General features: G+C 62.5%; 18 protein-coding genes. 9 read left to right on the top strand and 9 right to left on the bottom strand.

Annotated features, from left to right (window positions below):
* Positions 1-8 precede the first annotated feature (8 nt).
* The 3 genes from CQ13_RS02030 to CQ13_RS02040 are packed head-to-tail and all read right to left on the bottom strand — an operon-like array spanning position 9 to position 4,080.
* Positions 9-2,237: a xanthine dehydrogenase family protein molybdopterin-binding subunit gene (locus CQ13_RS02030; RefSeq protein WP_057841319.1), complete on the bottom strand. Its 2,229-nt coding sequence runs from the start codon at positions 2,235-2,237 to the stop codon at positions 9-11.
* Positions 2,234-2,731 carry a (2Fe-2S)-binding protein gene (locus CQ13_RS02035; protein WP_057841320.1) on the bottom strand — a complete coding sequence of 166 codons (498 nt, stop codon included), beginning with the start codon at positions 2,729-2,731 and terminating at the stop codon, positions 2,234-2,236. The genes CQ13_RS02030 and CQ13_RS02035 overlap by 4 nt, the downstream gene beginning before the upstream one ends.
* A complete protein-coding gene (locus CQ13_RS02040) occupies positions 2,728-4,080 on the bottom strand; it encodes a cytochrome c (RefSeq protein ID WP_057841321.1) in 1,353 nt (450 codons plus the stop codon). Before CQ13_RS02040 ends, CQ13_RS02035 begins: the two co-directional genes overlap by 4 nt.
* 243 nt (positions 4,081-4,323) lie before the next feature.
* On the opposite strand from CQ13_RS02040, the gene recQ reads away from it, so the two are divergent.
* Positions 4,324-6,186, top strand: a complete 1,863-nt coding sequence (gene recQ, locus CQ13_RS02045; RefSeq protein WP_057841322.1) for a DNA helicase RecQ — start codon at positions 4,324-4,326, stop codon at positions 6,184-6,186.
* A 9-nt stretch (positions 6,187-6,195) separates the two neighbouring features.
* Here recQ and CQ13_RS02050 read toward each other — a convergent pair whose 3' ends face one another.
* Entirely contained in the window at positions 6,196-7,209 is a 1,014-nt protein-coding gene (locus CQ13_RS02050) for a 1-aminocyclopropane-1-carboxylate deaminase (RefSeq protein WP_057841440.1), read from the bottom strand.
* Between the two features lie 159 nt (positions 7,210-7,368).
* On the opposite strand from CQ13_RS02050, the gene CQ13_RS02055 reads away from it, so the two are divergent.
* On the top strand, positions 7,369-7,833 hold the full coding sequence (locus CQ13_RS02055; protein ID WP_057841323.1) for an Lrp/AsnC family transcriptional regulator: 465 nt from the start codon (positions 7,369-7,371) through the stop codon (positions 7,831-7,833).
* A gap of 96 nt (positions 7,834-7,929) precedes the next feature.
* Positions 7,930-8,490: a hypothetical protein gene (locus CQ13_RS02060; protein ID WP_057841441.1), complete on the top strand. Its 561-nt coding sequence runs from the start codon at positions 7,930-7,932 to the stop codon at positions 8,488-8,490.
* Positions 8,491-8,556: 66 nt separating this feature from the next.
* Here CQ13_RS02060 and CQ13_RS02065 read toward each other — a convergent pair whose 3' ends face one another.
* The gene (locus tag CQ13_RS02065) at positions 8,557-8,826 is read right to left on the bottom strand and encodes a hypothetical protein (RefSeq protein ID WP_156433437.1); all 270 of its coding nucleotides are present in this window, start codon (positions 8,824-8,826) and stop codon (positions 8,557-8,559) included.
* A 469-nt stretch (positions 8,827-9,295) separates the two neighbouring features.
* On the opposite strand from CQ13_RS02065, the gene CQ13_RS02075 reads away from it, so the two are divergent.
* Entirely contained in the window at positions 9,296-9,601 is a 306-nt protein-coding gene (locus CQ13_RS02075) for a hypothetical protein (protein WP_057841326.1), read from the top strand.
* Between the two features lie 167 nt (positions 9,602-9,768).
* Here CQ13_RS02075 and CQ13_RS02080 read toward each other — a convergent pair whose 3' ends face one another.
* A complete protein-coding gene (locus CQ13_RS02080) occupies positions 9,769-11,028 on the bottom strand; it encodes a S1C family serine protease (protein ID WP_057841327.1) in 1,260 nt (419 codons plus the stop codon).
* Between the two features lie 455 nt (positions 11,029-11,483).
* Here CQ13_RS02080 and CQ13_RS02085 point away from each other — a divergent pair, with 455 nt between their 5' ends.
* Complete coding sequence (locus CQ13_RS02085; protein ID WP_057841328.1) at positions 11,484-12,464, top strand: Bug family tripartite tricarboxylate transporter substrate binding protein; 981 nt, start codon at positions 11,484-11,486, stop codon at positions 12,462-12,464.
* 76 nt (positions 12,465-12,540) lie between these two features.
* Here CQ13_RS02085 and CQ13_RS02090 read toward each other — a convergent pair whose 3' ends face one another.
* Together CQ13_RS02090 and CQ13_RS02095 are read right to left on the bottom strand one after the other, a co-directional pair.
* The gene (locus CQ13_RS02090) at positions 12,541-13,410 is read right to left on the bottom strand and encodes a tetratricopeptide repeat protein (RefSeq protein ID WP_057841329.1); all 870 of its coding nucleotides are present in this window, start codon (positions 13,408-13,410) and stop codon (positions 12,541-12,543) included.
* Positions 13,411-13,507: 97 nt separating this feature from the next.
* A complete protein-coding gene (locus tag CQ13_RS02095; RefSeq protein ID WP_057841330.1) occupies positions 13,508-14,164 on the bottom strand; it encodes a FecR family protein in 657 nt (218 codons plus the stop codon).
* Positions 14,165-14,457: 293 nt separating this feature from the next.
* Here CQ13_RS02095 and CQ13_RS02100 point away from each other — a divergent pair, with 293 nt between their 5' ends.
* Positions 14,458-17,052 (top strand): VCBS domain-containing protein, encoded by a 2,595-nt coding sequence (locus tag CQ13_RS02100; RefSeq protein ID WP_057841331.1) that lies wholly within the window; start codon positions 14,458-14,460, stop codon positions 17,050-17,052.
* Between the two features lie 46 nt (positions 17,053-17,098).
* Here the strand turns inward: CQ13_RS02100 and CQ13_RS02105 are convergent, their stop codons facing one another.
* Positions 17,099-18,091: a tripartite tricarboxylate transporter substrate-binding protein gene (locus CQ13_RS02105; protein WP_057841332.1), complete on the bottom strand. Its 993-nt coding sequence runs from the start codon at positions 18,089-18,091 to the stop codon at positions 17,099-17,101.
* A 219-nt stretch (positions 18,092-18,310) separates the two neighbouring features.
* Between CQ13_RS02105 and CQ13_RS02110 the strand changes: the two genes are divergently transcribed.
* The 3 genes from CQ13_RS02110 to CQ13_RS02120 all read left to right on the top strand — a co-directional run bounded on the left by CQ13_RS02110 (position 18,311) and on the right by CQ13_RS02120 (position 20,767).
* Positions 18,311-19,222, top strand: coding sequence for a 2-dehydro-3-deoxygalactonokinase (locus CQ13_RS02110; protein WP_057841333.1), 912 nt, complete (start codon positions 18,311-18,313; stop codon positions 19,220-19,222).
* Between the two features lie 12 nt (positions 19,223-19,234).
* Positions 19,235-19,873 carry a 2-dehydro-3-deoxy-6-phosphogalactonate aldolase gene (locus tag CQ13_RS02115; protein ID WP_057841334.1) on the top strand — a complete coding sequence of 213 codons (639 nt, stop codon included), beginning with the start codon at positions 19,235-19,237 and terminating at the stop codon, positions 19,871-19,873.
* A 318-nt stretch (positions 19,874-20,191) separates the two neighbouring features.
* Positions 20,192-20,767, top strand: a complete 576-nt coding sequence (locus tag CQ13_RS02120) for a TRAP transporter small permease subunit (RefSeq protein WP_082637263.1) — start codon at positions 20,192-20,194, stop codon at positions 20,765-20,767.

The raw sequence follows: 20,767 nt of genomic DNA on the forward strand, positions 1-20,767 counted from the left end.
GGCCGCCTTCACGCATCGATCGCTTCCTTGATGCGCTTACGCGTCAGCGGCAAGTTCCGCAGTCGCTTTCCCGTGGCGTTGGCGACGGCGTTGGCAATCGAGGCCGCCGCCGGGCCCTGCCCGGTTTCGCCGCTGCCGAGGAACGGCTGCCCCGGCCGGTCGATGATGTGAACCTCGATGCTTTCGGGCACTGAACTGAAACGCAGGATCGGATACGTCTGCCAGTCGATGCTGGTGATCCTGGTGTCGTCAAAGGTTACGCTTTCGTACAGCGTCCAGCTCATGGACTGCACGATTGCGCCTTCGATCTGGTTGATCAACCCGTCCGGATTGACCACCTGGCCGCTATCGACGGCCGCCGCCGCGCGGACCAGGCGCGGGCGACCGGTTTCACGGTTCACCTCCACTTCGGAAGCGACGGCGCAATAGGCCGCCAGATTCTTGTAACGCGCAAAGGCAAAGCCGTAACCGCGATCTGGCGGCGGCTTCTGATCAGGTTTCCATCCGAAGGCTTGCGCGGCCTTTTCGATCACGTCGCGGCCGCGCTGATCGTCGAGATGTTTCAATCTGAACTCGACCGGATCGGCGCCGGCAAGAATGGCGAGCTCATCGATAAAGCTCTCGATCGAGAACACATTGTGGTAGGCGCCGAGCGCCCGCATCGCTGAAATCCGCAGCGGCATCGCGGAAATGAAGTGATGTACCACACGCGTATTGGGGAAATTGTAGAACGGGATTGCGTTGCGGTCACCGCCGCCTTCCGGCAGCGGCAACGGCCTGGGAGCCGGCACGGCAAAGGGTTGCGCCATGTGCTGCGCCGCCAGCATCGATCCGGCACCGCCCGGCCGCATCGAATGCGTATTGCTCCAGACATCGAAATTCCAGTCGGCAATCTTGCCATTGCCGTCGAGTGAGGCCTTGAGCTTCGTCACCATCGCCGGGCCATAGGGCTCCCAGGCATGCTCCTGTTCACGCGTCCAGTGCACGCGAACGGGTCGGCCGGGTAATGCACGGGCGATCAACGCGGCGTCGGCTGCGGCATCGTCGGCGCCGTTATGGCCATAGCAGCCCGAGCCGTCGACATGGATCAGGCGAACGTTGGCCGGCGGCATACGCAGCATTTCGGCGATCCCCTGGCGATCGGGATAGACGCCTTGCGTATGCGTCCACACCGTCATCGCGCCGTCGACGAATTGTGCCACCGCGCAGGACGGACCGATCGATCCATGCGCCTGATAGGGCCTCGTGTAAGTCGCCTCGATAGTCCTGTGGGCCGCGACGGCGGCATTGCTGCGCTCGAAGATCGTCGTGTCCTGCGAAGGCAGGCTGGTCAACACGTTAACCAGATCATCCTGTTTCGGCAGGCGTGCGGTTTCCTTCCATTTGGCGGCAGCGGCAAGCGCGTTCATCGCCTTGATCGACTGGAATTCCTTTTCCGCGACCACGGCGAGGAAATTGCCGTCACGCACGACCTTGACGACGCCGGGCAGCTTCCCGACGGCAGCGGTATCGCATTCGGTCAGTTCCGCGCCGTAGCTCGGCGGCCGCACGACGCGGGCATGCAGCATCCCGGGCAGTCGCATGTCTTGAACATAGGCCTCTCCACCGGTCACTTTTGCGGGGATGTCGACGCGCGGCACAGGCCGGCCGATCACCTTGAACGTCGCAGGGTCCTTCAGTTTGGAGTCCGGCTGTGCCTGCACGTGCAGCATGTCGACCGCGACGAGCTCACCATACGACAGGCGCTTGCCATCCGGCGCGATTACCGCGCCGTCTGCCGTGCGCAGGCTCTCGGCCGACAGACCAAGCCGCCGCGCCGCTTCCGCGATCAGCAGCGCACGGACCTGTGCCGCCGCGTTCTGGATCGCGGTGCCGCTGTCCTTCATGGAGTTGCTGCCGGCCGTATAGCCTTCGTTCGCGGTCAGGCGCGTGTCCGCCGTCGTCACCTTGAGAGATTCAAAGGCAATATCGAGCTCCTCGGCCGCGATCTGCTGAAACGCCGTTTTGAAGCCCTGGCCGAGTTCGGCCTTGCCGGTGAACACCTCGACGCCATCGGCGTCGATGCGGATCCACGCGTCGAGATACGGCGATGTTTTCAAGCTGCCGGGCGGGCTCGGCGCGGCAGCTTGGGGCGCGTCTTGTTGCTGTGCCAAGGCACTGCCGAGCGAGAAGCTGACGATCAGCGCGCCGCCGCCTGCCAGCACGCGGCGGCGATCGATAATGACGGCGGCGTTCATCGGGCACTCCCGTTGGCTGCCGGTGACACATCCGCCGTGTCCATCAGCCGCGCCGCCCGGTGCACCGCACGCAGAATCCGCATATGGGTGCCACAGCGGCACAGATGCGGTTCGAGCTCGGCGCGAATTTGCTCGTCGGTCGGTTTCGAATTCTTCTGCAGCAAGGCCTGCGCCCGCATCATCATTCCCGGAATGCAGTAGCCGCATTGCGCCGCCTGCTCTTCCATGAACGCCCGCTGGATCGGCGCGGGCTCGGCGATCGTGCCGAGCCCCTCCAGCGTCGTTACCTGCTTGCCTTCGAGCAGCACCATCGGCACGACACAGGACAGCACCGCCTTGCCGTCCACGATTACCGTGCACGAGCCGCATTGTCCCAGTCCGCAGCCGTACTTGGCGGCGTTGAGCTTGAGGTCGTCGCGCAGCACGTAGAGCAGCGGCGTATCCGCCTCCGCGTCGACCTGATGCTCGCGGCCGTTGACCTTCAATGTCATCATGGCTTTTCTCGCTGCTGAGGGTCGGCAGGCGCGTTGCGCGGCGCGGGCGAGGTCTGAAGAAATACGGTTTGTGTGCGTCGCGCTTCTGCGATGGTCTTCTTGAGATCGGTCCATGCCGACTGGTCGCTGAACCGTGCCCGCAAATAGTTCAGCAAGGCCGAAACCTGATCATCATTCATGCTGGCGGCAAAGCCCGGCATGATCGGGCTGCGCTCGCCTTCCACCGCGTCAATGCCTGAAAGGACGATGTTGGCGAGATTGCGCGGATCCGGGCTTGATATCGCGGTGCTGAGGCCGAGATCGACTCCGCCATAGGGAAGCGGCCTGCCGCCCTCGTGGCATGATGCGCAGGCGGCAGTATAGATCGACGCGCCAACGGGATTTGTCTGCGAGGCCTTCTTGGCGCGCGCCAAGGCATCCTCGCTTGGTCCCGTGCGGCCAGACGTCGGCGTACCGGAAACGCTGGCCGTATAGACCGCGATGGCGCGGACATCGCTTGCCGGCACCGAGGACAGGTTGCTGACCACCTTCGCCATCGGCCCGCGCGCGGTACCGTGATCAGGATGCCAGCCTTCGCGCAAATAGGTGAACAATGCATCGGCGGTCCAGGGCACGGGTGAGCGGGACTGCTCGTTGATCGCATAGGCGTGCCAATCGTCGACATCGCCGCCGGCAAACCGTGCGCTGACGCGCTCCGCGCCCAACGCATTTCGCGGCGTATGGCAGGCGCCGCAATGGGCGAGCCCTTCGACCAGATAGGCTCCGCGGTTCCACTCGGCGCTCTGCCTGGGATCAGGCCGATAGGTGTCGTGGCGAAGGAAAAGCAATTTCCATCCCGCGATGGCGAGCCGCTGGTTGAACGGGAAAGAGAGCTGGTTTTCGCGTGGCGCTGCGCGAACCGGCTGCCGCGTCATCAGGAAGGCATAGAGCGCCCGGTCGTCCTCATCGCTGACGTTGGTGAAGTGGTCGTATGGAAATGTCGGATAAAGGTGCTGGCCCTCACGGTTGACGCCCGACCGCATCGCGCGGCGGAATGCCGCTTCCGACCACCGGCCGATTCCCGTCTCCGGGTCCGGCGTGATGTTAGTGGAAAAGATCGTGCCGAACGGGGTCGGCACCGGCAGACCGCCGGCAAAGTTCTTAGCCCCACGCGGCGTATGGCAATCGCTGCAATTGCCGATCGCCGCCAGGTCGCGGCCTCGCTTGACAAGGGCGGCATCGAAGGATTGCGGGTCGGGAGGATCGATTCCCGCGATTGCCGGGCGCCACACAATGGCAAAGGCTGCGACCGCGGCAGCGATCAGCACGGCGGCAACGATGCCCGCAATGATCCGCGTCGATGCCCGCATGCTCTCGCCTCGGGTTTTGTTGCTTGGGTTGCCTTCTAACACACATCTCCCAGCGTCGTTCGTCCCCGGACGCGCCGATCACCGGCAGTTGACCCCTTGCTGCCGTTGCCGAAACACGCCGCGGGAACATCAAAATCAGGCATGGACTTGCCACGATGTTTTTGGCCTATTGACCCCTCAATTCCGCAGTGCTTTGCCCCAAAGGCTGGCGCCATACGCCTTCAACCGGACGACTTCACTCCCATGCCTGCACCTGCAGCCCGGTACGCTGAACCCGGCAATGCCCCCGACGCGCTGTCCGTCCTGAATTCCGTGTTCGGCCTGCCCGCCTTTCGCGGCGCGCAGGAAGAAATCGTCCGGCACGTGACCGAGGGCGGCAATTGCCTGGTGCTGATGCCGACCGGCGGCGGCAAGTCGCTGTGCTATCAGTTGCCGTCGCTGCTGCGCGAGGGCTGCGGCATCGTGGTGTCGCCGCTGATCGCGCTGATGCGAGACCAAGTCGCGGGACTTCTGGAGGCCGGCGTCAACGCGGCCGTGCTGAACTCGACGCTGTCATTCGACGAGGCGTCGGAGGTCGAGCGGCGGCTATTGGCAGGCGACCTCGACCTCCTCTATGTCGCGCCGGAACGGCTCTTGACGCCGCGCTGTCTTTCCCTGCTCGGTCAAGCCAGTATCGCGCTGTTTGCGATTGACGAGGCACATTGCGTGTCGCAATGGGGACACGATTTCCGTCCCGAATATATCGGCCTGTCCGCGATCGCCGAGCGCTTTCCCGACGTTCCGCGCATTGCGCTGACGGCAACCGCCGACGAGATGACGCGCAAGGAGATCGTGACCCGGCTGGGGCTATCAGGCGCACCGAGCTTCATCTCGAGTTTCGATCGCCCGAATATTCGCTACGAGATCGTCGAGAAGCAGAACGCCCCGGCCCAGCTCAAGGCCTTCATCAGCGAGCGGCACGCGGGTGACGCCGGCATCGTGTACTGCCTGTCGCGTGCCAAGGTCGAGGATACCGCCGAAGCGCTGAGCAAGGCCGGCATTCCGGCCCTGCCCTATCACGCCGGTCTCGACGCCAGCGTTCGTGCCCGCAACCAGGATCGTTTCATCAACGAGGACGGCGTCGTGATCGTCGCCACCATCGCGTTCGGCATGGGTATCGACAAACCGGACGTGCGTTTCGTGGCGCATCTCGATCTGCCGAAAAGCATCGAAGCCTACTATCAGGAAACCGGCCGCGCCGGGCGCGACGGCAAGCCGTCCAGCGCCTGGATGGCCTATGGCCTGACCGACATCGTGCAGCAGCGCCGCATGATCGACGAATCCACTGGCTCCGATACGTTCAAGCGCGTGTCGATCGGCAAGCTCGACGCACTGGTTGCGCTGGCCGAAACCGCGGGCTGCCGGCGCAGCCGCCTGCTCGGCTATTTCGGCGAGGAAGCGACCTCCAGCAGTTGCGGCAATTGCGACAACTGCCTGTCGCCGCCGCAGCTTCGCGACGGCAAAGTCGCCGCGCAAAAACTGTTGTCCTGCGCCTACCGCACGGGACAACGTTTCGGCGCCATGCATCTGATCGACGTGCTGGTGGGTCGGCTCACCGAGCGCGTCACGCAATTCGGGCATGACAAGCTGTCCGTGTTCGGCGTTGGCCGTGAGCTCAACGAGAAGCATTGGCGTGCCGTGATCCGCCAGTTGGTCGCCATGGGCCATCTGCGGGCCGACAGCGAGGCCTTCAACGCGCTGAAGCTGACCGAGAGCGCGCGCGGCGTCCTGAAGGGCGAAACCGAAATTATGCTGCGCGAGGCGGCGCCGGGCACGCGCATTCGCGTCAGCCGCACCAAATCAAGGCGTGGTGATCTCGAGCCACGCGCCGAGGCGAAGCCCGCCGACGCCCCTCTTCAGGCCGCGCTTCGCGCATGGCGCTCGGAGATCGCGCGCCAGCGAAACGTGCCGGCCTATGTCGTGCTGCATGATTCCACGCTCGACGGCATCGCCGCCGCGCGGCCGATGACGCTGAACGCGCTTCGCGATATTCCCGGCATCGGCGACAAGAAGCTCGAACATTACGGCGACGAACTGCTCGCGGTGGTGCGGGCAGCCGACGCGTAAGTCTCGACCTCATCCGTTACGGAAGGTGTAAGCGTATCCGTTGATCGCGGGCGCGCCGCCAAGATGGGCGTAGAGCACCTTCGATCCCTTCGGGAAGTAGCCCTTGTTCACAAGGTCGATCATGCCCTGCATGGATTTTCCCTCGTAGACGGGGTCGGTGATCATGCCTTCGAGGCGCGCGCAGAGCCGGATGGCCTCCTTGGTCTCTTCCGACGGAACGCCGTAAGCCGGATAGGCGTAGTCCTCGATCAGGACGACATCGTCCTCGACGAGCTCCTTACCCAACTCGACGAGACTTGCGGTATTACGCGCGATGTCGAGCACCTGGGCCTTGGTCTGGGCCGGGGTGAAGGATGCGTCGATGCCAATCACCTTGCGCGCGCGGCCGTCCTTGGCAAATCCCACCAGCATGCCGGCATGGGTCGAGCCGGTAACCGTGCAGACCACAATGTAATCGAAAATAAAGCCCAGCTCTTTCTCCTGCGCGCGGACTTCTTCCGCAAAACCGACATAGCCGAGCCCGCCATATTTGTGCACGGAGGCGCCGGCAGGAATCGCATAGGGCTTGCCGCCTTTGGCCTTCACATCCGCAATCGCCTCTTCCCAGCTCTGGCGGATGCCGATGTCAAAACCTTCATCCACCAGCCGCACGTCCGCGCCCATCACGCGACTGAGCAGGATGTTGCCGACCCGGTCGTAGACCGCGTCCTCATGCGGCACCCAGCTTTCCTGCACCAGGCGGCACTTCATGCCGATCTTGGCCGCCACTGCCGCAACCATGCGGGTGTGGTTGGACTGCACGCCGCCGATCGAGACCAGCGTGTCCGCGTTGGAAGCGATCGCGTCGGGCACAATGTATTCGAGCTTGCGCAGCTTGTTGCCGCCGAAGGCCAGCCCCGAATTGCAATCCTCGCGCTTCGCATAGAGCTCGACCTGGCCGCCAAGATGCTGCGACAGCCGCTCCAGCTTTTCGATGTGGGTAGGCCCGAAGGTGAGCGGATAGCGTTCGAATTTCTCCAACATGGTCATCCCCGTTGATGGTCTGATGTCGGGGATGCCTCTATCACCACGGCCCAGATAGGTGTTTTCAAAATTGATACGCTGCTAGCGCTATTATTGCATTATTTTCGGATTGTGGTGCATTATCGACCATCAACTAGCGCGCGCGCGGAATATTCTTCCATGCCAGGCAGGCTCGACCGTATCGATCTTAAGGTATTGCGATTGCTGCAAAATAGCGGCCGGCTGACCAATGCCGAGCTGGCCGAAACGGCCGGTGTCAGCGCCGCAACCTGTCACCGCCGCACCCAGCGCCTGTTCGACGAGGGGTTCATAGCCGGGGTCAGGGCGATGGTGGCGCCACGAAAAGTCGGCAAGGGCGCGCTCGTCATGGTCGGCGTCGTGCTCGACCGCTCCACGCCGGAAAGCTTTGCCGCCTTCGAGCGGGCGATCGCGCGATTGAAATTCGTGCTCGATTGCCATCTGGTGGCGGGCGATTTCGACTATTTCCTCAAGATCCGCGTCGGCGACATGGAGGATTTCAACCGCATCCACGGCGAACAGTTGATCGCGCTGCCGGGCGTTCGCCAGACCCGGACCTTCTTCGTCATGAAGGAGGTAGTCGACAACGCGCCGCTCGACTTCTGATGGCCTGAGGTATCACACAACCGGTGCCATCCTCTTCCGATGTCCGGACCTCCGCCGGTCTGGCCAACACGGCGCTCGATGTCGTATCAACCGAACATGACCACGCGCCCTGGCCGTCGGGCTTTCGCCCTTGCCATCCTTCTCACGACAACGCCGGCGCTCGCCTCGGACGAGCCCGATACCATCATCTTCGCGCTGATGTCCGGCAAGTGCAGCACGCTGAAGGTTGCCGGACGGGACTTTGCCTGCCGGGCCGTGGCGTTCTTCCAGACCGAGGAAGGCCGCGCGAATTTTACCGTGGCTCTCGACGATCCCAGCGACGGCAGTCATACCATCACGTTCTCCGGTGACAACGGGCGAAGGCCGGAGGCCAATCTGTACGAACTGCCGATTGACCGGATGCTCCTGAAATCCAAGGACAGGCCGAAGGCCGACGGGCTACCGATACCATCGGTTGAATTGACGGCCGGCCTCTGCAAGCAGGTCGGAAACTTCGTGACGCTCGAAGTCTCCAGCATTTCCTGCACCGCGAGCGACAAGAACGGCAAGACGTACGAGCTGCAGTATCAGTCCGACGGCGCGCCGATGGCAGTGCGCCGTATCAAGCGGACGCGCATTGGCCGTCCCACGGTGTCGCCGTTCGACGAAGTAAAATGAAAGGCCGCCGACGGGAATCCGATGGCGGCCAGTGTCAATCCACGCACGGCTCGCGACGCGTGGGCTTTACCGTGACCTGCTTCGCTCGCGCCCGCTTCGCGTCGGCAGAATGGCGGCTGCGATATCAAACGCGATCGCCCATCTCGGCTTTTCTTCCTCCGCGCCGGGCACGTTGATTTGAACGCCGCCGCCGTCGCTGACGGTATAGGAGGCGGCCAGCACGGCGGCCTCGAGGGCGGCACCCCGCGAATCGTAGACCCCGCCAATCTTGACGTTGTCGGCAAACACCGACCAGCCCAGCGGCGCCTTCACGACTTCGAACACTGATCGCTCCATGAGGTCTCCTATACGCGTCACCTGTATCGCTTCCGCCCCTCGCCGACGCGACGAATCCTGGCGAAGGAAGCGTGGCGCCGGGACGCTGGCTTGTCGCCCATAGCCTTCGCTCGCCCCTCGGAGGCCCGCAAGCCCGTCAACGAATTCGCCGGCGGAGCCAGCGCGATTTCCTTCCGCACGGCGTCGACAATTCGATCGAACTCAACTTCGCTCATCGCACGCTCCATTGCGCCGGGCCGGCATTCAGCCGCCAGGACGATAAGAGAGGGACCGCGCTGACCACAGATCGCCATGCAAGTTTGTTGTTAGAAGGCTCGCCCGCGGTCGCTTCGATGGCAAAAAGAGGTCGAAATCGGGAAAGTGGCCGCCTCCCGCCATGCGAAACCGGTGGACCCGATGCCCCGCCCGGGCCCCTTGGCCCAACTTGCCCCATGCGTGCTAGATTCGGCCACGAATCAGGAGGGTTTGCATGCCGGTAGATAGTGACAGCGCCATTGCGTGGCACCGCGCCCAGCTCAAGAAGCTTCGCGAGACCTTGAAGAGCATCGAAACCGCCAGGTTTACGGTGGGCGAGTCGGCACAATCGCGCAGAACCGGCAATACCCAGAAGACCATTGCCGAGCTCGAGCAGAAAATCCGGCAGTCGCAGCACATCATCGCCGCCTATGAGCGGCAGACCCGGCGGCCGCTTGCTACCGACCAGCGAAGCCTCGCCAGCGTGAGCTGGAGCGCCTGGAACGCCCAGACTGCGGCAGCAATTCGCGGTAGGCGTTGAAGGGAGTGGGGGCGGCCGCGTTTTCCGGCGAATCCTGGGCCCGACTCTCTATCCGCCCGGATCGCATATCGGCTAGCGCACATATGCGCTCGGCTCGCAGCCGAGCGCTGTCAGGCGTCCGATCGTAATGTCCTGACGACTGGTAGGCAAAAGCGGCGGCGCAGTTTCTAGTTCTTCGCCGTCTCTTTCTCCTTCGCTCTGGCCCTGCAGGAAATCAGAAACGTAAACGCCCGCGCATTGCGGGCGATTTCTGCCGTCTTCAACTCGGCCTTGGCATCCGAGACCTGATACGGGACCACGCTGTTATCGAGAAAATCCCGCAAGGCCCCCGTCTTGATGGCGAAATTGATGTTCTCGGGAATGTTGCCCGTGGCTCTCGCGAACTTGATAGCATTCAGTTTCGCCGCGACCACGCCGACCACGTCGCCGCTTGCGGCCAATAGCGGCCCGCCGCTATTGCCGGGTTGAACGGCAGCACTGATCTGCAGGAAACGCGTGTCGTTCAGGATGCCGCTGAGCGAGCTTACGATCCCGGTCGTCACCGTGAAATCCGACGTCAGCAATCCATGAAAGGGATAGCCGATCGCCACCACGCTGTCGCCGGACTGGATCGCCTTGTCCCCGATTTTAGCGACGTCCTTGAACGAGCCCGTCACCTGCAGCAGCGCCAGATCATTGGTCTCGTCGCTCGACACCAGGCGCAATTTGGCGGGCGCCTCGCCGGACAGATTTCCCAAGATATCTCCGACGCATCCGTGCACGACATGCGCATTGGTCACGAGATGTCCGTTCGTGCTCACCAGGAAGCCGGTGCCGGTCTGGTCAAACAGCCTGTCGGGCTTGGCCGGCCCGGAATCCGGCGCCGCCGCTGCGGCGACCGGCTTGGCGGCAGGCAGGACCGAGAAATCCCCGGCACTGGCCAATCCCGATTGCCTGATCTTGGCGACGCAATTCGCCAATACCGGCAATAGCTGGCCGGTCTGGTCGAGGTTGAACTGGAAGAGCCGTCCCTGCGTAAAGGCGGTCATGGCCTTGGCCCGCCGGAACTGGCTGATCAGCGCGGAGTTGTTCGGCATCGGCACGCGGACCAGCTTGTCGGCAATCGGGACGCCATGAACGTTGAACGGTTGCTGACCATCGAATGTCAGGGTCAGCGGAAAGGCTTCCCCGGTCCTCAGTCTCCATTGTTCGTGCATGAAGCCGAGGCTCCATCCGCCATTGCCGTCGATCATCACGACAAAATAGACACCGCTGGCGTATTGGGCGCCTGCTGCACAATGCGAGAACGATCCGGTCTGATCGTTGGTATAGGCCCCGCCCTTCCAGTTGCCGACGCTGATCGAGCCGTAGGGCCCACGCGCCTCTGCGTTCGAATTGGCAAAAATCGACCACAACAAAGCTGCAACCGCAGCAGCACGCCAGGCCATAAGCGTATTTCCCCACATTCCCAGGGCGAGCATATTTTGCTTTGCAACCAGTGTCCATTTGGACTGGCGCAGGGGACCAAAATTTCCTCTCAGGGGAGTGGGTCGCCCCGCCCCACTCTTCCCCGTACTGCTGATGGTGCGTCTGCTTCGTCCGGGGGTTTCGACCGCCGCGGCGCTGGCGCGATAGCGGCAGGTGCGGGGCTTTTTAGAATCCCTCGACGCGGCCGTACGGGAAACGAGCGGTGCCGGCGCCCGTGAGAACGACCATACGCCCCAGGACTACGACCATTTTCCTCCGGCCGGCTGCTCATTTTGATGGATCGCGCCTGGCATATTGCATACGGTGCGGGCTCGTTGCCCTGGCCGTTTCCGGAATAAAGCCGGAATCAGGGACGTAAAAGACAATCGCGCCGCCGAGGGCGGATGCCAATTTGCAATACCCGGAGGAGAATACCGTGAAGTCAAGAGTTGTCCGGTACGCCCTGTTTACAGTTCTGGCGGCGGTATCCGCCGTGGCTGGTCAGGCCCAAGCCCAGTCATGGCCGGAGAAGCCGATCACCTTCATCGTCCCGTTCGCGGCCGGCGGCGGCACCGACGCCTTTGCCCGCCCGCTCGCAGCCCAGCTCGACAGCCAGTTGGGAAAACGCGTGCTGATTGAAAACCGCGCCGGCGCGGGCGGCACGGTCGGCGCATCGCTGGCGTCGAAGGCCGCGCCGGATGGCTACACCTTCTTCATGGGCGCAGCGCATCACGCCATTGCACCGTCGCTCTATCCCAATCTCGACTACAATTTCGAAAAGGATTTCGTTGCAGTTGCCCTGGTCGCGCGGCCGCCCCAGGTCGTCGTCGTCAATCCCGAGAAGGTCACCGCCAAAACGCTGGCTGAGTTCATCACCTACGCCAAGGCCAATCCGGGCAAATTGAACTACGGTTCTGCCGGAGCCGGCACCACGCATCATCTCGCGGGCGAACTGTTCAAGATTCTGACCAAGACCAACCTTCAGCACGTCCCGTATCGCGGGGCCGGCCCCGCGATGCAGGATCTCATCGCCGGCCACGTGCCTGTTGTCTTCGACGGACTCGGCTCGTCGGCCGCCCCCATCAGGGCCGGACAGTTGCGGGCGCTGGCCGTCGCTGCGCCAAAACGTGTGCCCGCGTTCCCCGATCTTCCGACCGCTGCCGAAGCAGGCCTTCCCGGCTATGAAGTATCGACCTGGTACGGCCTGTTTGCACCGAAGAACACGCCGCCGGCGATCGTCGAGCAGATGGCCAAGGAGTTGCAGAAGGCCATGCAGACCCCGGCCATCAAGGAAGCCTGGGAGCGCAACGGCTCCGACGTTCCTGATGTCGCCGGTCCTGCGTTCGCGAAAATGGTGTCGTCGGAAGTCGAGCGCTGGCGCAAGGTCGCGACCGAAGCGAACGTGAAGCTGGATTAGCCCGGCAGCCTGGGCGCGGCATCGTTTCATGACGAGTTCGCCGCGCCGGGCTCGCCGGCTAGAGCTGGAAAAACTTCTAGCTGCCGCCGCGCACGCCGTAGCGCATGAAGTCGTCATCGATTCCGGCCCGCAGCGTCTTTGCTGCGGAAATATCGGCGTCGCCGCCAGCCTTGTCGCCGCTCTTGAGCCTGGCAAGCCCGCGCCCATATAGCGCACTCGCCAGCTTGGAATCGAAGCGTAGCGCGGCACTGAAATCATCGATTGCCGCGGCAGCTTTTCCCATCTTCAAGTGAATCAGTCCGCGCGAGTCATATGTGGCGGCGTCGTTCGGCCATGACTGAAGCACCTTGTTGCAGTCCTCAAGCGCCGCCTGCAACGAGCCGATGATGGCGCGGGTCCAGCAGCGCCCGCTCCACGCGGCTTCCAGATTGGGCTCAAGACGAATTGCCTCGTCGTAATCTCGCGCCGCGCGATCGTACTCGTGCTTTTTCAGGAAGACCCCAGCCCGGTTGACGAAAGTTCCGGCGTAATTCGGGTTGAGCCTGATCGCTTGGTCAAGAGATTTGAGGGCGAGGTCGTATTCGCCCTTCCTCAAGTAAGCTGCGCCGCGGTTGTTGAAGGGTTTTGCATAAGTCGGATCAAGCTTGATCGATTGATCGAAATCCGGCAGAGCGCGGTCAATGTCTCCCGCTGCCGTGTGGGCATTGCCACGATTGTTATAGGCAACCGCAAGCGCCCTCGTCGTACCCTGACCGGAGTCGATGAATGCCGTGCAACCATTGATTCGGACTGCAAACGACGTGCGATCCGACCCGTTGCACAACGCAATATTCTCCAGATAGCCGCCCTTCTTGGGATTCTGCGCGGCAGCCGGCGAACCGAGCAGCAGCAAGGCAAAAGCAGGCGCAAGGCCCTGAATGACGCGCCCGCCCGCACTGCATTTCATATCAGGCTCTCCGATCCTGGCACTCGCGCTTAGGCGGCCGCCGATTTGAACTCCCGAGACCTAGTTCGCTGACAGGTCTTTCACAACGCGAATGGGCCTAGCATCCCCGACAGATGTTCAGATTTGATTTTGGATAGGGCTTTTGGTCCGGTTGCTGTGCCGCCGGTGCGCCCGGCTTTGGCGTGACCCTGCTTTTGCCTTCTTCAATGAGAGTGGAAAATCTGACTGTCCCGTCATCCGAAATTTCGATGCGTGGCGTGGTGCCTCGAACGCCCATGGTCGCGACCGGCGTGTCGACTTTCATATCGCCGGACTTCGCGACTTTGCCCGCGACAAAGGTGAGGGTTCCCTTGGTTAGGCTGAACAAGGTCGAGTTGGATGCGCTATTTGGATCGTACACGAACTCGTTCAATGCCATGCGCGCGTTGTTCGACAGGTTGAAGGACGTGCCGTCGGTGAAGTTGATACCGACCCGGCCGTCGGCGCCGGTTGCAACGACATCGCCCTGATAGACGAGATCACCTACCTTCGCCTGACCGGCTTGACCTGAGGTGCTGGCCTGAACGACCATCGCACTCGCGCGTTCAAGTGTGACCGAACCCGTGGCGACAACAATTTTTCCAATTGGTTTTGACGCGAGATCCTGAACGGCGGGCCTGGCGGAATCGCGTTGCGCGTGAGCCGGCCCAGCAAAAAGCCCGGCGGTCACCAGAACGAAGCCTGTCACCAACGCAGCAATAGCATGCGTGCACATGATCCCCCCTTCCTGAGAAGATCTTGTCCGAGAGAGCGCTCACGGTCGCTTTGAACCGTCGGCCAAGGCAACATTAGACCCGATGTCGGAGGAAGGCATTATTCTATCATCCGCTCAAAAGTATTACTCCTTTTGAGCCTAAAGCCTACCGTCCATGGATTGGGGTAGCGTGAAGTCTTGGCGGCTAGCCCTCGGCTGGCCGCGGTAGGCTATTTTGACCTGAATATTTTGACCTCGTGCGCTGGGCAAAGCCAGACCACGAAAATTTCACGCGAGGGGCGGGGATTGAAGCCATGCTTGTCGGGTCCCACGCCGAGACCGAGGACGAACGTAAGGCCGCGGCGGCTCCGCTTCCCCAAATTATCGGCAACGCTCAGACCGCGGCCGGCTCGGACCCCGTTGGGCGGGAGACCCGCACCGCCGCTCAAGTCGCGGTCAGCGATCCGCAAAGTCGGGCTCATGCCGGCAGGTTCGGCATGCTGTGGCTCACGGCACTGACGTTCTCGCTTGTGAAGGAGGCCCGGGCCGCCGATCCGAACGTCACGCTCCTGGACGACGGCAACATCACATACAAGGACCTCGAGCACGGCTCATTCGAGCTAGTCACCAAGGATGTGATCCCTCGACATATCCTCGTTGAGGATCCCGGACAGACCATCATCCTGCGTTCGCAAGGGTCCACGATCAGCGTCAGTCAGAGCACAAACTCCCCTGCGCGAATGGCTGAACTGCAGGCGGCCCAGCAGGAGGCGCTCGCCATCTACGAGAAGGGACTGGGGTCGACGGGATCGAGCACGCCTCCTCCCCTCGAGCGGCTACCGGTGCAACCGATCAATTTCATTCAGATTGACGATTCTTCCCCGCCGCAGGATTTGCCTGCTTTGCCCGCGGTGATCCTCGCGTCGGCCCCGGAGATGATCATCGGACAACTGCCGCCTCCGCAGCCGACGCCACCGACGCTGAATGCGGTGGTCGGGCCGACCGAAATCGACACCACGATCTTTGACGTGTTCGCCGCGACAAGCGGCACTTTCCTTGCCAGTAGCCCCAACAGCGACGCTACGCTGACCTTCGGCATCAGCGGGGGAACCCCCGGTAGCACCACAATCGACGGGGTGACGTACGATGTATCGAACGCTGGTCCCTACGGTACGCTTTACGTCGACAGCACGACCGGCGCCTATACGTTCGTTCCGGACAATGACGCGATCAATGCGCTGACCGAGCCCACCACCACGGACTTCATGGTCACCGTATCCGACGGCACGCTCTCGGCCAATCAACCCTTTACAATCGCCATCAACGGCAGCAACGACGCGGCCATCATCTCCGGCGCCACCAACGGCACGGCGATCGAGGCCAGCGGCGTCGCCAACGTCGCGCTCGCCACGCTGAGCGCCACTGGGACGCTCACCAGCGCCGACGTCGATGACGCGCCCAATACTTTTACGACGGTTGACATCCCGACCGCGAGCGCGCAGGGCTTTGGCACCTTCACGATGACGGCGGCCGGCGTATGGACTTACACGGTCAACGACTCCAACGGTACGGTGCAGGCACTCAATGTCGGCGATAAACTGACCGACTCCTTCACGGTGACCACGATCGACGGCACCCCCCAAGTCGTGACAGTCACCATCATCGGCACCAACGACGCAGCAGTCATTTCCGGCACCACGACCGGCTCCGTGACCGAGGACGGCGGCACCAAGTGCGATCTGCCGACCGCGACCGGCACGCTGACCGCTACCGACGTCGACAACGCGTCCGGTTTTACGGCGGTCAATTGCCCGACGGCCAGCGACGCCGGCTATGGCACCTTCACGATAACGCCGGACGGCGTGTGGACCTACATGCTCGACGACAGCAATTGCGCGGTGCAGGCACTTAGTGTCGGAGACACGTTGACCGACACTTTCAAGGTGACCGCCCTGGACGGCACCGAGCAACTGGTGACGGTTACCATAAACGGTACCAACGACGCCGCCATCATTTGCGGAACCAAGCAAGGCTCGGTCATCGAGGCTGGCGGCCTGGCCAATTCGGTATCTTGCAAACCAACCGCGACCGGCACGCTCACCGACACTGATGTCGACAATGCTCCCAACACCTTTACGGCGATCGAATCGCCGAAGCCGAGCGATGGCGGCTATGGCACTTTCACCATGACGACGGATGGCGTCTGGACCTACACGCTCGACAACACCAACTGCACGGTGCAGAGCCTCAATGTCTGCGACAAACTGACCGACTCCTTTACGGTGACCACCATCGACGGCACTCCGCAGGTGGTGACGATCACCATCAACGGCGCCAACGACGACGCCATCATTTGCGGCGCCACGACCGGTTCAGTAACCGAGGCTGGCGCTTGCACATACGGTACGCCGATCACGACCGGCACGCTCACAGATACCGACGTCGACAACAAGCCCAATACGTTCACGGAGGTGTGCAAGCCGAAGGCGAGCGATGGCGGCTATGGCACCTTCACAATGACGGCAGATGGCGTCTGGACCTACAAGCTCGACAACGCCAATTGCGACGTGCAGGCGCTGAACGACTGCGACACGTTGACTGACACCTTCACGGTAACCACCATCGACGGTACCGCGCAGGTAGTGACGATCACGATCAACGGCGCCGACGACACGTTCCACTTCAAGGACAAGATGTCCGACGTCAAAACTTCTGACGTCATCGACCCTTCAGAGGACATCTCATCGTTTGTCAGTTCCCCCGAAGACGCTTCAGGAGCCAGTGTACCGCCGGCGACGACGGAGACAGCCCAAACGATCGAACCGTCTGCGCAATGGTCCGACGGTTTCAGTTGGAACCAGCCGGGTATCGCTGTCACTACCCAAGCGCCGCACGATCTGATCGTGTGACGGAGCTGCGCAATTCGGCGCAGCCGTTCCGCACCCCGTAAGCGCGCTACTTCGCTTCGCTTGCTTTGATTCCCGAGCTTTCAACGAGCTTGGCCACCCGTGTCAGGTCGCTGGCAAACAGGCGCGCGTGCGCCTCCGGCGTCAGCTCGTTTTCGGGAAACGGCAAGGTACCGAGCTGTTTCAGCTTCTCCAGCAGGGTGGGGTCGGCCAGTGCTGCACGGAGCGCTGAATTCAGCGCGCCGATGGTTTCCCTGGACGTGCCCTTCGCGACGTAGAGTCCATGCCACATCGAGTAGCTGACCTCGGGCATGCCAAGCTCGGCCGTGGTCGGCACGTCCTTCAACTGTTCAAGCCGTTCCGGCGAGGTAATGGCGATGCCGTGCAACGTTCCGGCCTGGATCTGCGGCAGCGCGTTGGTCACCTGATCCCACAAAAGATCGATCTGCCCCGCCAGCAGGTCGGAGATCGCCGGCGCCGATCCGCGATAGGCCGCGACTGTGGGCTTGAAGCCGAGCACATTGCCCATCATCACGGCACACAAATGGCTGTTGGTCCCGAGGCCGCCATGCGCGAAGTTCGCCTTGTCGCGTTGTGCCTTGATCCAGTCCACAAAGTCCTTCGGTCCGGCGCCGGGGATCGACTTGCGGCCAATCAGAACCATTGGCGCGTTGTTGACGAGGCCGACCGCCTCGAACGCCGTTTTGGTATCGTAGCGAAGGTTGGTGAACAGGCTGGGCGCCGCTAGCAGCGCGACGTGATTAATGAGGATCGTGGTGCCGTCAGGCGCCGATCGGGCCACGCGATCATTGGCCAGCGTGCTGCCGCCTCCGACCACGTTCTCGATAATGACGGTCTGGCCGAGCGTGCGCGACATCCGCTCACCGATCAGACGCGCGACAGTGTCGGTGCCGCCGCCGGCCGCAAAGGGCACCACCAGCGTTACCGTCCTGGCGGAGGATTGCGCGTGCGCCTGCGGCGAGAGCGCCGCAATCAGCAGGCCAAGGCCCGCAATTGCGCGCCCGAAGAAAAAATTGATCACGACGGCGTTCTCCCGAATTTTTGTTCTTGTTGTCATGCCGCGTTGTCGCGGACGTGTGCTCGTTGGCAAAGCCCCCCGCAGCAAACGGCCCGGCTTCGCTGACCTCGGATCATGCTGATTGCGCTTTTGCAAATCAAATGGAAAGCGAACGTAGCTCGCCGGCAGATTGGCGTGATACGATGTCCTCAAGGCGCAGATAGGCATCGGGACGGATTTGAAATGAGCGAGGCTGCATATATTGCGGTCGATTGGGGCACAAGCAGTTTTCGGCTTTGGCTGGTCGACCGGACCGGCAACGTGCTGGGGGAGCGGCGCAGCCACGAAGGCATGATGGCGGCAGGCAAGCTTGGCTTCTCAACCGTGCTGCAATCGCATCTTAGAGCCGTCGGCGCCGCGGATGGGCTGCCCATTGTCATCTGCGGCATGGCCGGCGCCCGGCAGGGGTGGGTCGAAGCCGGATATGTCGAGACGCCGGCGCGGCTCGCATCGATCCTGAAGCAGGCCGTCGTGGTGCAGGGACAGGACCGTGATATCCGCATCCTCCCGGGAATAGCGCAACGAGACCCCAAGGCGCCAGACGTCATGCGGGGCGAGGAAACACAGTTGCTCGGCGCCTTGGGCGTCGACGCGGCCGACGACGCGCTCGTCTGCATGCCGGGCACCCATTCGAAATGGGTCAGGGCGAGTGGCGGCACCGTCGAGCGGTTCGCCACATTCATGACGGGCGAGCTGTTCGACGTCGTGTCGCGCGAAACGATCCTGTCTCACGCGGTGGCCGGCGCCGATGAAGGCGAAGATGTCGATGCATTCAAGTCAGCGGTCGTTGCCGCCTTTGAGGCGCCAGCGTTCGCTGCCAATCTGTTGTTCCAGGTGCGATCGGGTCAGCTGCTCTACGGCGGCACGCCATCCTCGGCCCGAGAAAAAATATCGGGCACGCTCATTGGTCTTGAACTGGCGGCGGGGCTCGCCGAAGCTCCCAAGGCAGGCATCATGCTGGTGGCCTCAGGTCGGCTCCAGATGCTTTACCAGTTGGCGTTTGACACGACTTCCGTACCTGTCCGATCAATCGGTGCCGAGGATGCGGTCCGTCGCGGTCTTGCTATGGCCGCTCACTCGATTTGGAACGTATGAAGGATCAGACGAATGAGCGTTGTCCCATTTCCCCCGATGAAGCGTCCGCTGGTCGCGATCCTGCGCGGCGTGAGGCCCCAGGAGGCGGCGGATCTTGTCAGCGTGCTGATCGACAGCGGCATGACGGCAATCGAGATCCCGCTCAATTCGCCGGACCCGTTCCGCTCCATTGAGATCGCCGTCAGGAGGGCGCCCGCCGGAATCCTGGTTGGGGCTGGCACGGTCTTGACGCTGGAAGCTGTCGAGCGGCTCCACAATGTTGGCGGCCGGCTTCTCGTAACTCCCAACATCGATCCTGAAATTATTGCCGGCGCCCGGGCACGCGGCATGGTTACGATGCCCGGCGTCTTTAGTCCAACGGAGGCGCTTCTCGCCGCCAAGGCGGGCGCCTCGAGCCTCAAATTCTTTCCCGCGAGCGTGCTTGGCGCGGCGGGCATCACCGCCATCCGCGCTGTTCTCCCTGCAGACCTGATGATCGCCGCCGTGGGCGGCGTCTCCGACAAAAACTTCGCGGATTACATGAAGGCCGGCATTCTGGCGTTCGGCCTCGGCAGCAGCCTCTACAAGCCCGGCATGACGGCAGCGGAAGTAGCCACGCGCGCCAAGGCAACGATCGAGGCGTACGACGTGGCTGTTCAACAGGTGGCGTAGATCAGCGAGAGTCGGTCCCCGCCCGCCCTCGCTGCTTCGCAGCTATGGCGCGGCACCCGCCTTCGCTTGCTTTCCGTAGTGCCCAGAACCAGACATTCGGCCCCTGCGGGGCGCCTAACCAGCAGGGACCTCTATTCATCTGTATGTCGCCTTCGGATTGTGCATCGCAATCCTGACCGGATCGCCGCGGCCATTCATCCGCTGGTACGCAGACGGCCGCTAAGCTAACATCGGGATCATTTGAGAGAGCGGTGGGTCGCACTGGACGGTTATCCTTATGGGGAAGTCCAAGGCCGGGCGCCGTCTGGGCATACAGCAATGGCCAACATTCCTGCTCCGCCAAAGCCCATGCCACCCCGCAGCTATTTGGCCATCATCCGTAGCATCGACAAGTTCACGGAATTGACCGGGTATCTCTTCGTCCTCTCGATCATTCCCCTGATTTGCGCCAATGTGGTCGAGGTTTTTGCCCGCTACGTCCTGGGGGATCCGACGATCTGGGCCCTCGATGTGACGACGATGTCCTACGCGACCTTGTTCATGCTGGGCTCGGCATTGGCGCTCCTGAAGGGCGCTCACATCCGCACCGATGTACTGTGGGAAGCGTTCTCGGATCGCACGAAAGGCATGATCGACAGCCTGGCGTTCCTGCTGTTCTTCCTGCCGACAATGGTCGTGCTGTTCTTCCTCTCAATAGACGATTTCCTGTACTCGCTCTCGATCAACGAACGCGGAAGCTCCGGCGCGTGGACGCCGGTCCTGTGGCCGCTGCGCGGGGTTATTCCGCTGACGGCCTTCATGCTGTTCTTGCAGGGCATCTCGGAGTTGATGAAGAGCCTCTGGGCTTGGCGAACCGGCGCATTCTTGGCCAAACACGAGAAGATCGAGGTCTGA

The sequence above is a fragment of the Bradyrhizobium retamae genome, from assembly GCF_001440415.1.
Classification (GTDB): Bacteria; Pseudomonadota; Alphaproteobacteria; order Rhizobiales; family Xanthobacteraceae; genus Bradyrhizobium; species Bradyrhizobium retamae.

What these genes read in the sequence shown, in the direction of transcription:
- CQ13_RS02030 (WP_057841319.1), bottom strand. Translation starts at nt 2,237, where the DNA reads ATGAACGCCGCCGTCATTATCGATCGCCGCCGCGTGCTGGCAGGCGGC.
- CQ13_RS02075 (WP_057841326.1), top strand. Translation starts at nt 9,296, where the DNA reads ATGCCGGTAGATAGTGACAGCGCCATTGCGTGGCACCGCGCCCAGCTC.
- CQ13_RS02050 (WP_057841440.1), bottom strand. Translation starts at nt 7,209, where the DNA reads ATGTTGGAGAAATTCGAACGCTATCCGCTCACCTTCGGGCCTACCCAC.
- CQ13_RS02040 (WP_057841321.1), bottom strand. Translation starts at nt 4,080, where the DNA reads ATGCGGGCATCGACGCGGATCATTGCGGGCATCGTTGCCGCCGTGCTG.
- CQ13_RS02055 (WP_057841323.1), top strand. Translation starts at nt 7,369, where the DNA reads ATGCCAGGCAGGCTCGACCGTATCGATCTTAAGGTATTGCGATTGCTG.
- CQ13_RS02115 (WP_057841334.1), top strand. Translation starts at nt 19,235, where the DNA reads ATGAGCGTTGTCCCATTTCCCCCGATGAAGCGTCCGCTGGTCGCGATC.
- CQ13_RS02080 (WP_057841327.1), bottom strand. Translation starts at nt 11,028, where the DNA reads ATGGCCTGGCGTGCTGCTGCGGTTGCAGCTTTGTTGTGGTCGATTTTT.
- CQ13_RS02065 (WP_156433437.1), bottom strand. Translation starts at nt 8,826, where the DNA reads ATGGAGCGATCAGTGTTCGAAGTCGTGAAGGCGCCGCTGGGCTGGTCG.
- recQ (WP_057841322.1), top strand. Translation starts at nt 4,324, where the DNA reads ATGCCTGCACCTGCAGCCCGGTACGCTGAACCCGGCAATGCCCCCGAC.
- CQ13_RS02110 (WP_057841333.1), top strand. Translation starts at nt 18,311, where the DNA reads ATGAGCGAGGCTGCATATATTGCGGTCGATTGGGGCACAAGCAGTTTT.
- CQ13_RS02090 (WP_057841329.1), bottom strand. Translation starts at nt 13,410, where the DNA reads ATGAAATGCAGTGCGGGCGGGCGCGTCATTCAGGGCCTTGCGCCTGCT.
- CQ13_RS02095 (WP_057841330.1), bottom strand. Translation starts at nt 14,164, where the DNA reads ATGTGCACGCATGCTATTGCTGCGTTGGTGACAGGCTTCGTTCTGGTG.
- CQ13_RS02035 (WP_057841320.1), bottom strand. Translation starts at nt 2,731, where the DNA reads ATGATGACATTGAAGGTCAACGGCCGCGAGCATCAGGTCGACGCGGAG.
- CQ13_RS02060 (WP_057841441.1), top strand. Translation starts at nt 7,930, where the DNA reads ATGACCACGCGCCCTGGCCGTCGGGCTTTCGCCCTTGCCATCCTTCTC.
- CQ13_RS02100 (WP_057841331.1), top strand. Translation starts at nt 14,458, where the DNA reads ATGCTTGTCGGGTCCCACGCCGAGACCGAGGACGAACGTAAGGCCGCG.
- CQ13_RS02120 (WP_082637263.1), top strand. Translation starts at nt 20,192, where the DNA reads ATGGCCAACATTCCTGCTCCGCCAAAGCCCATGCCACCCCGCAGCTAT.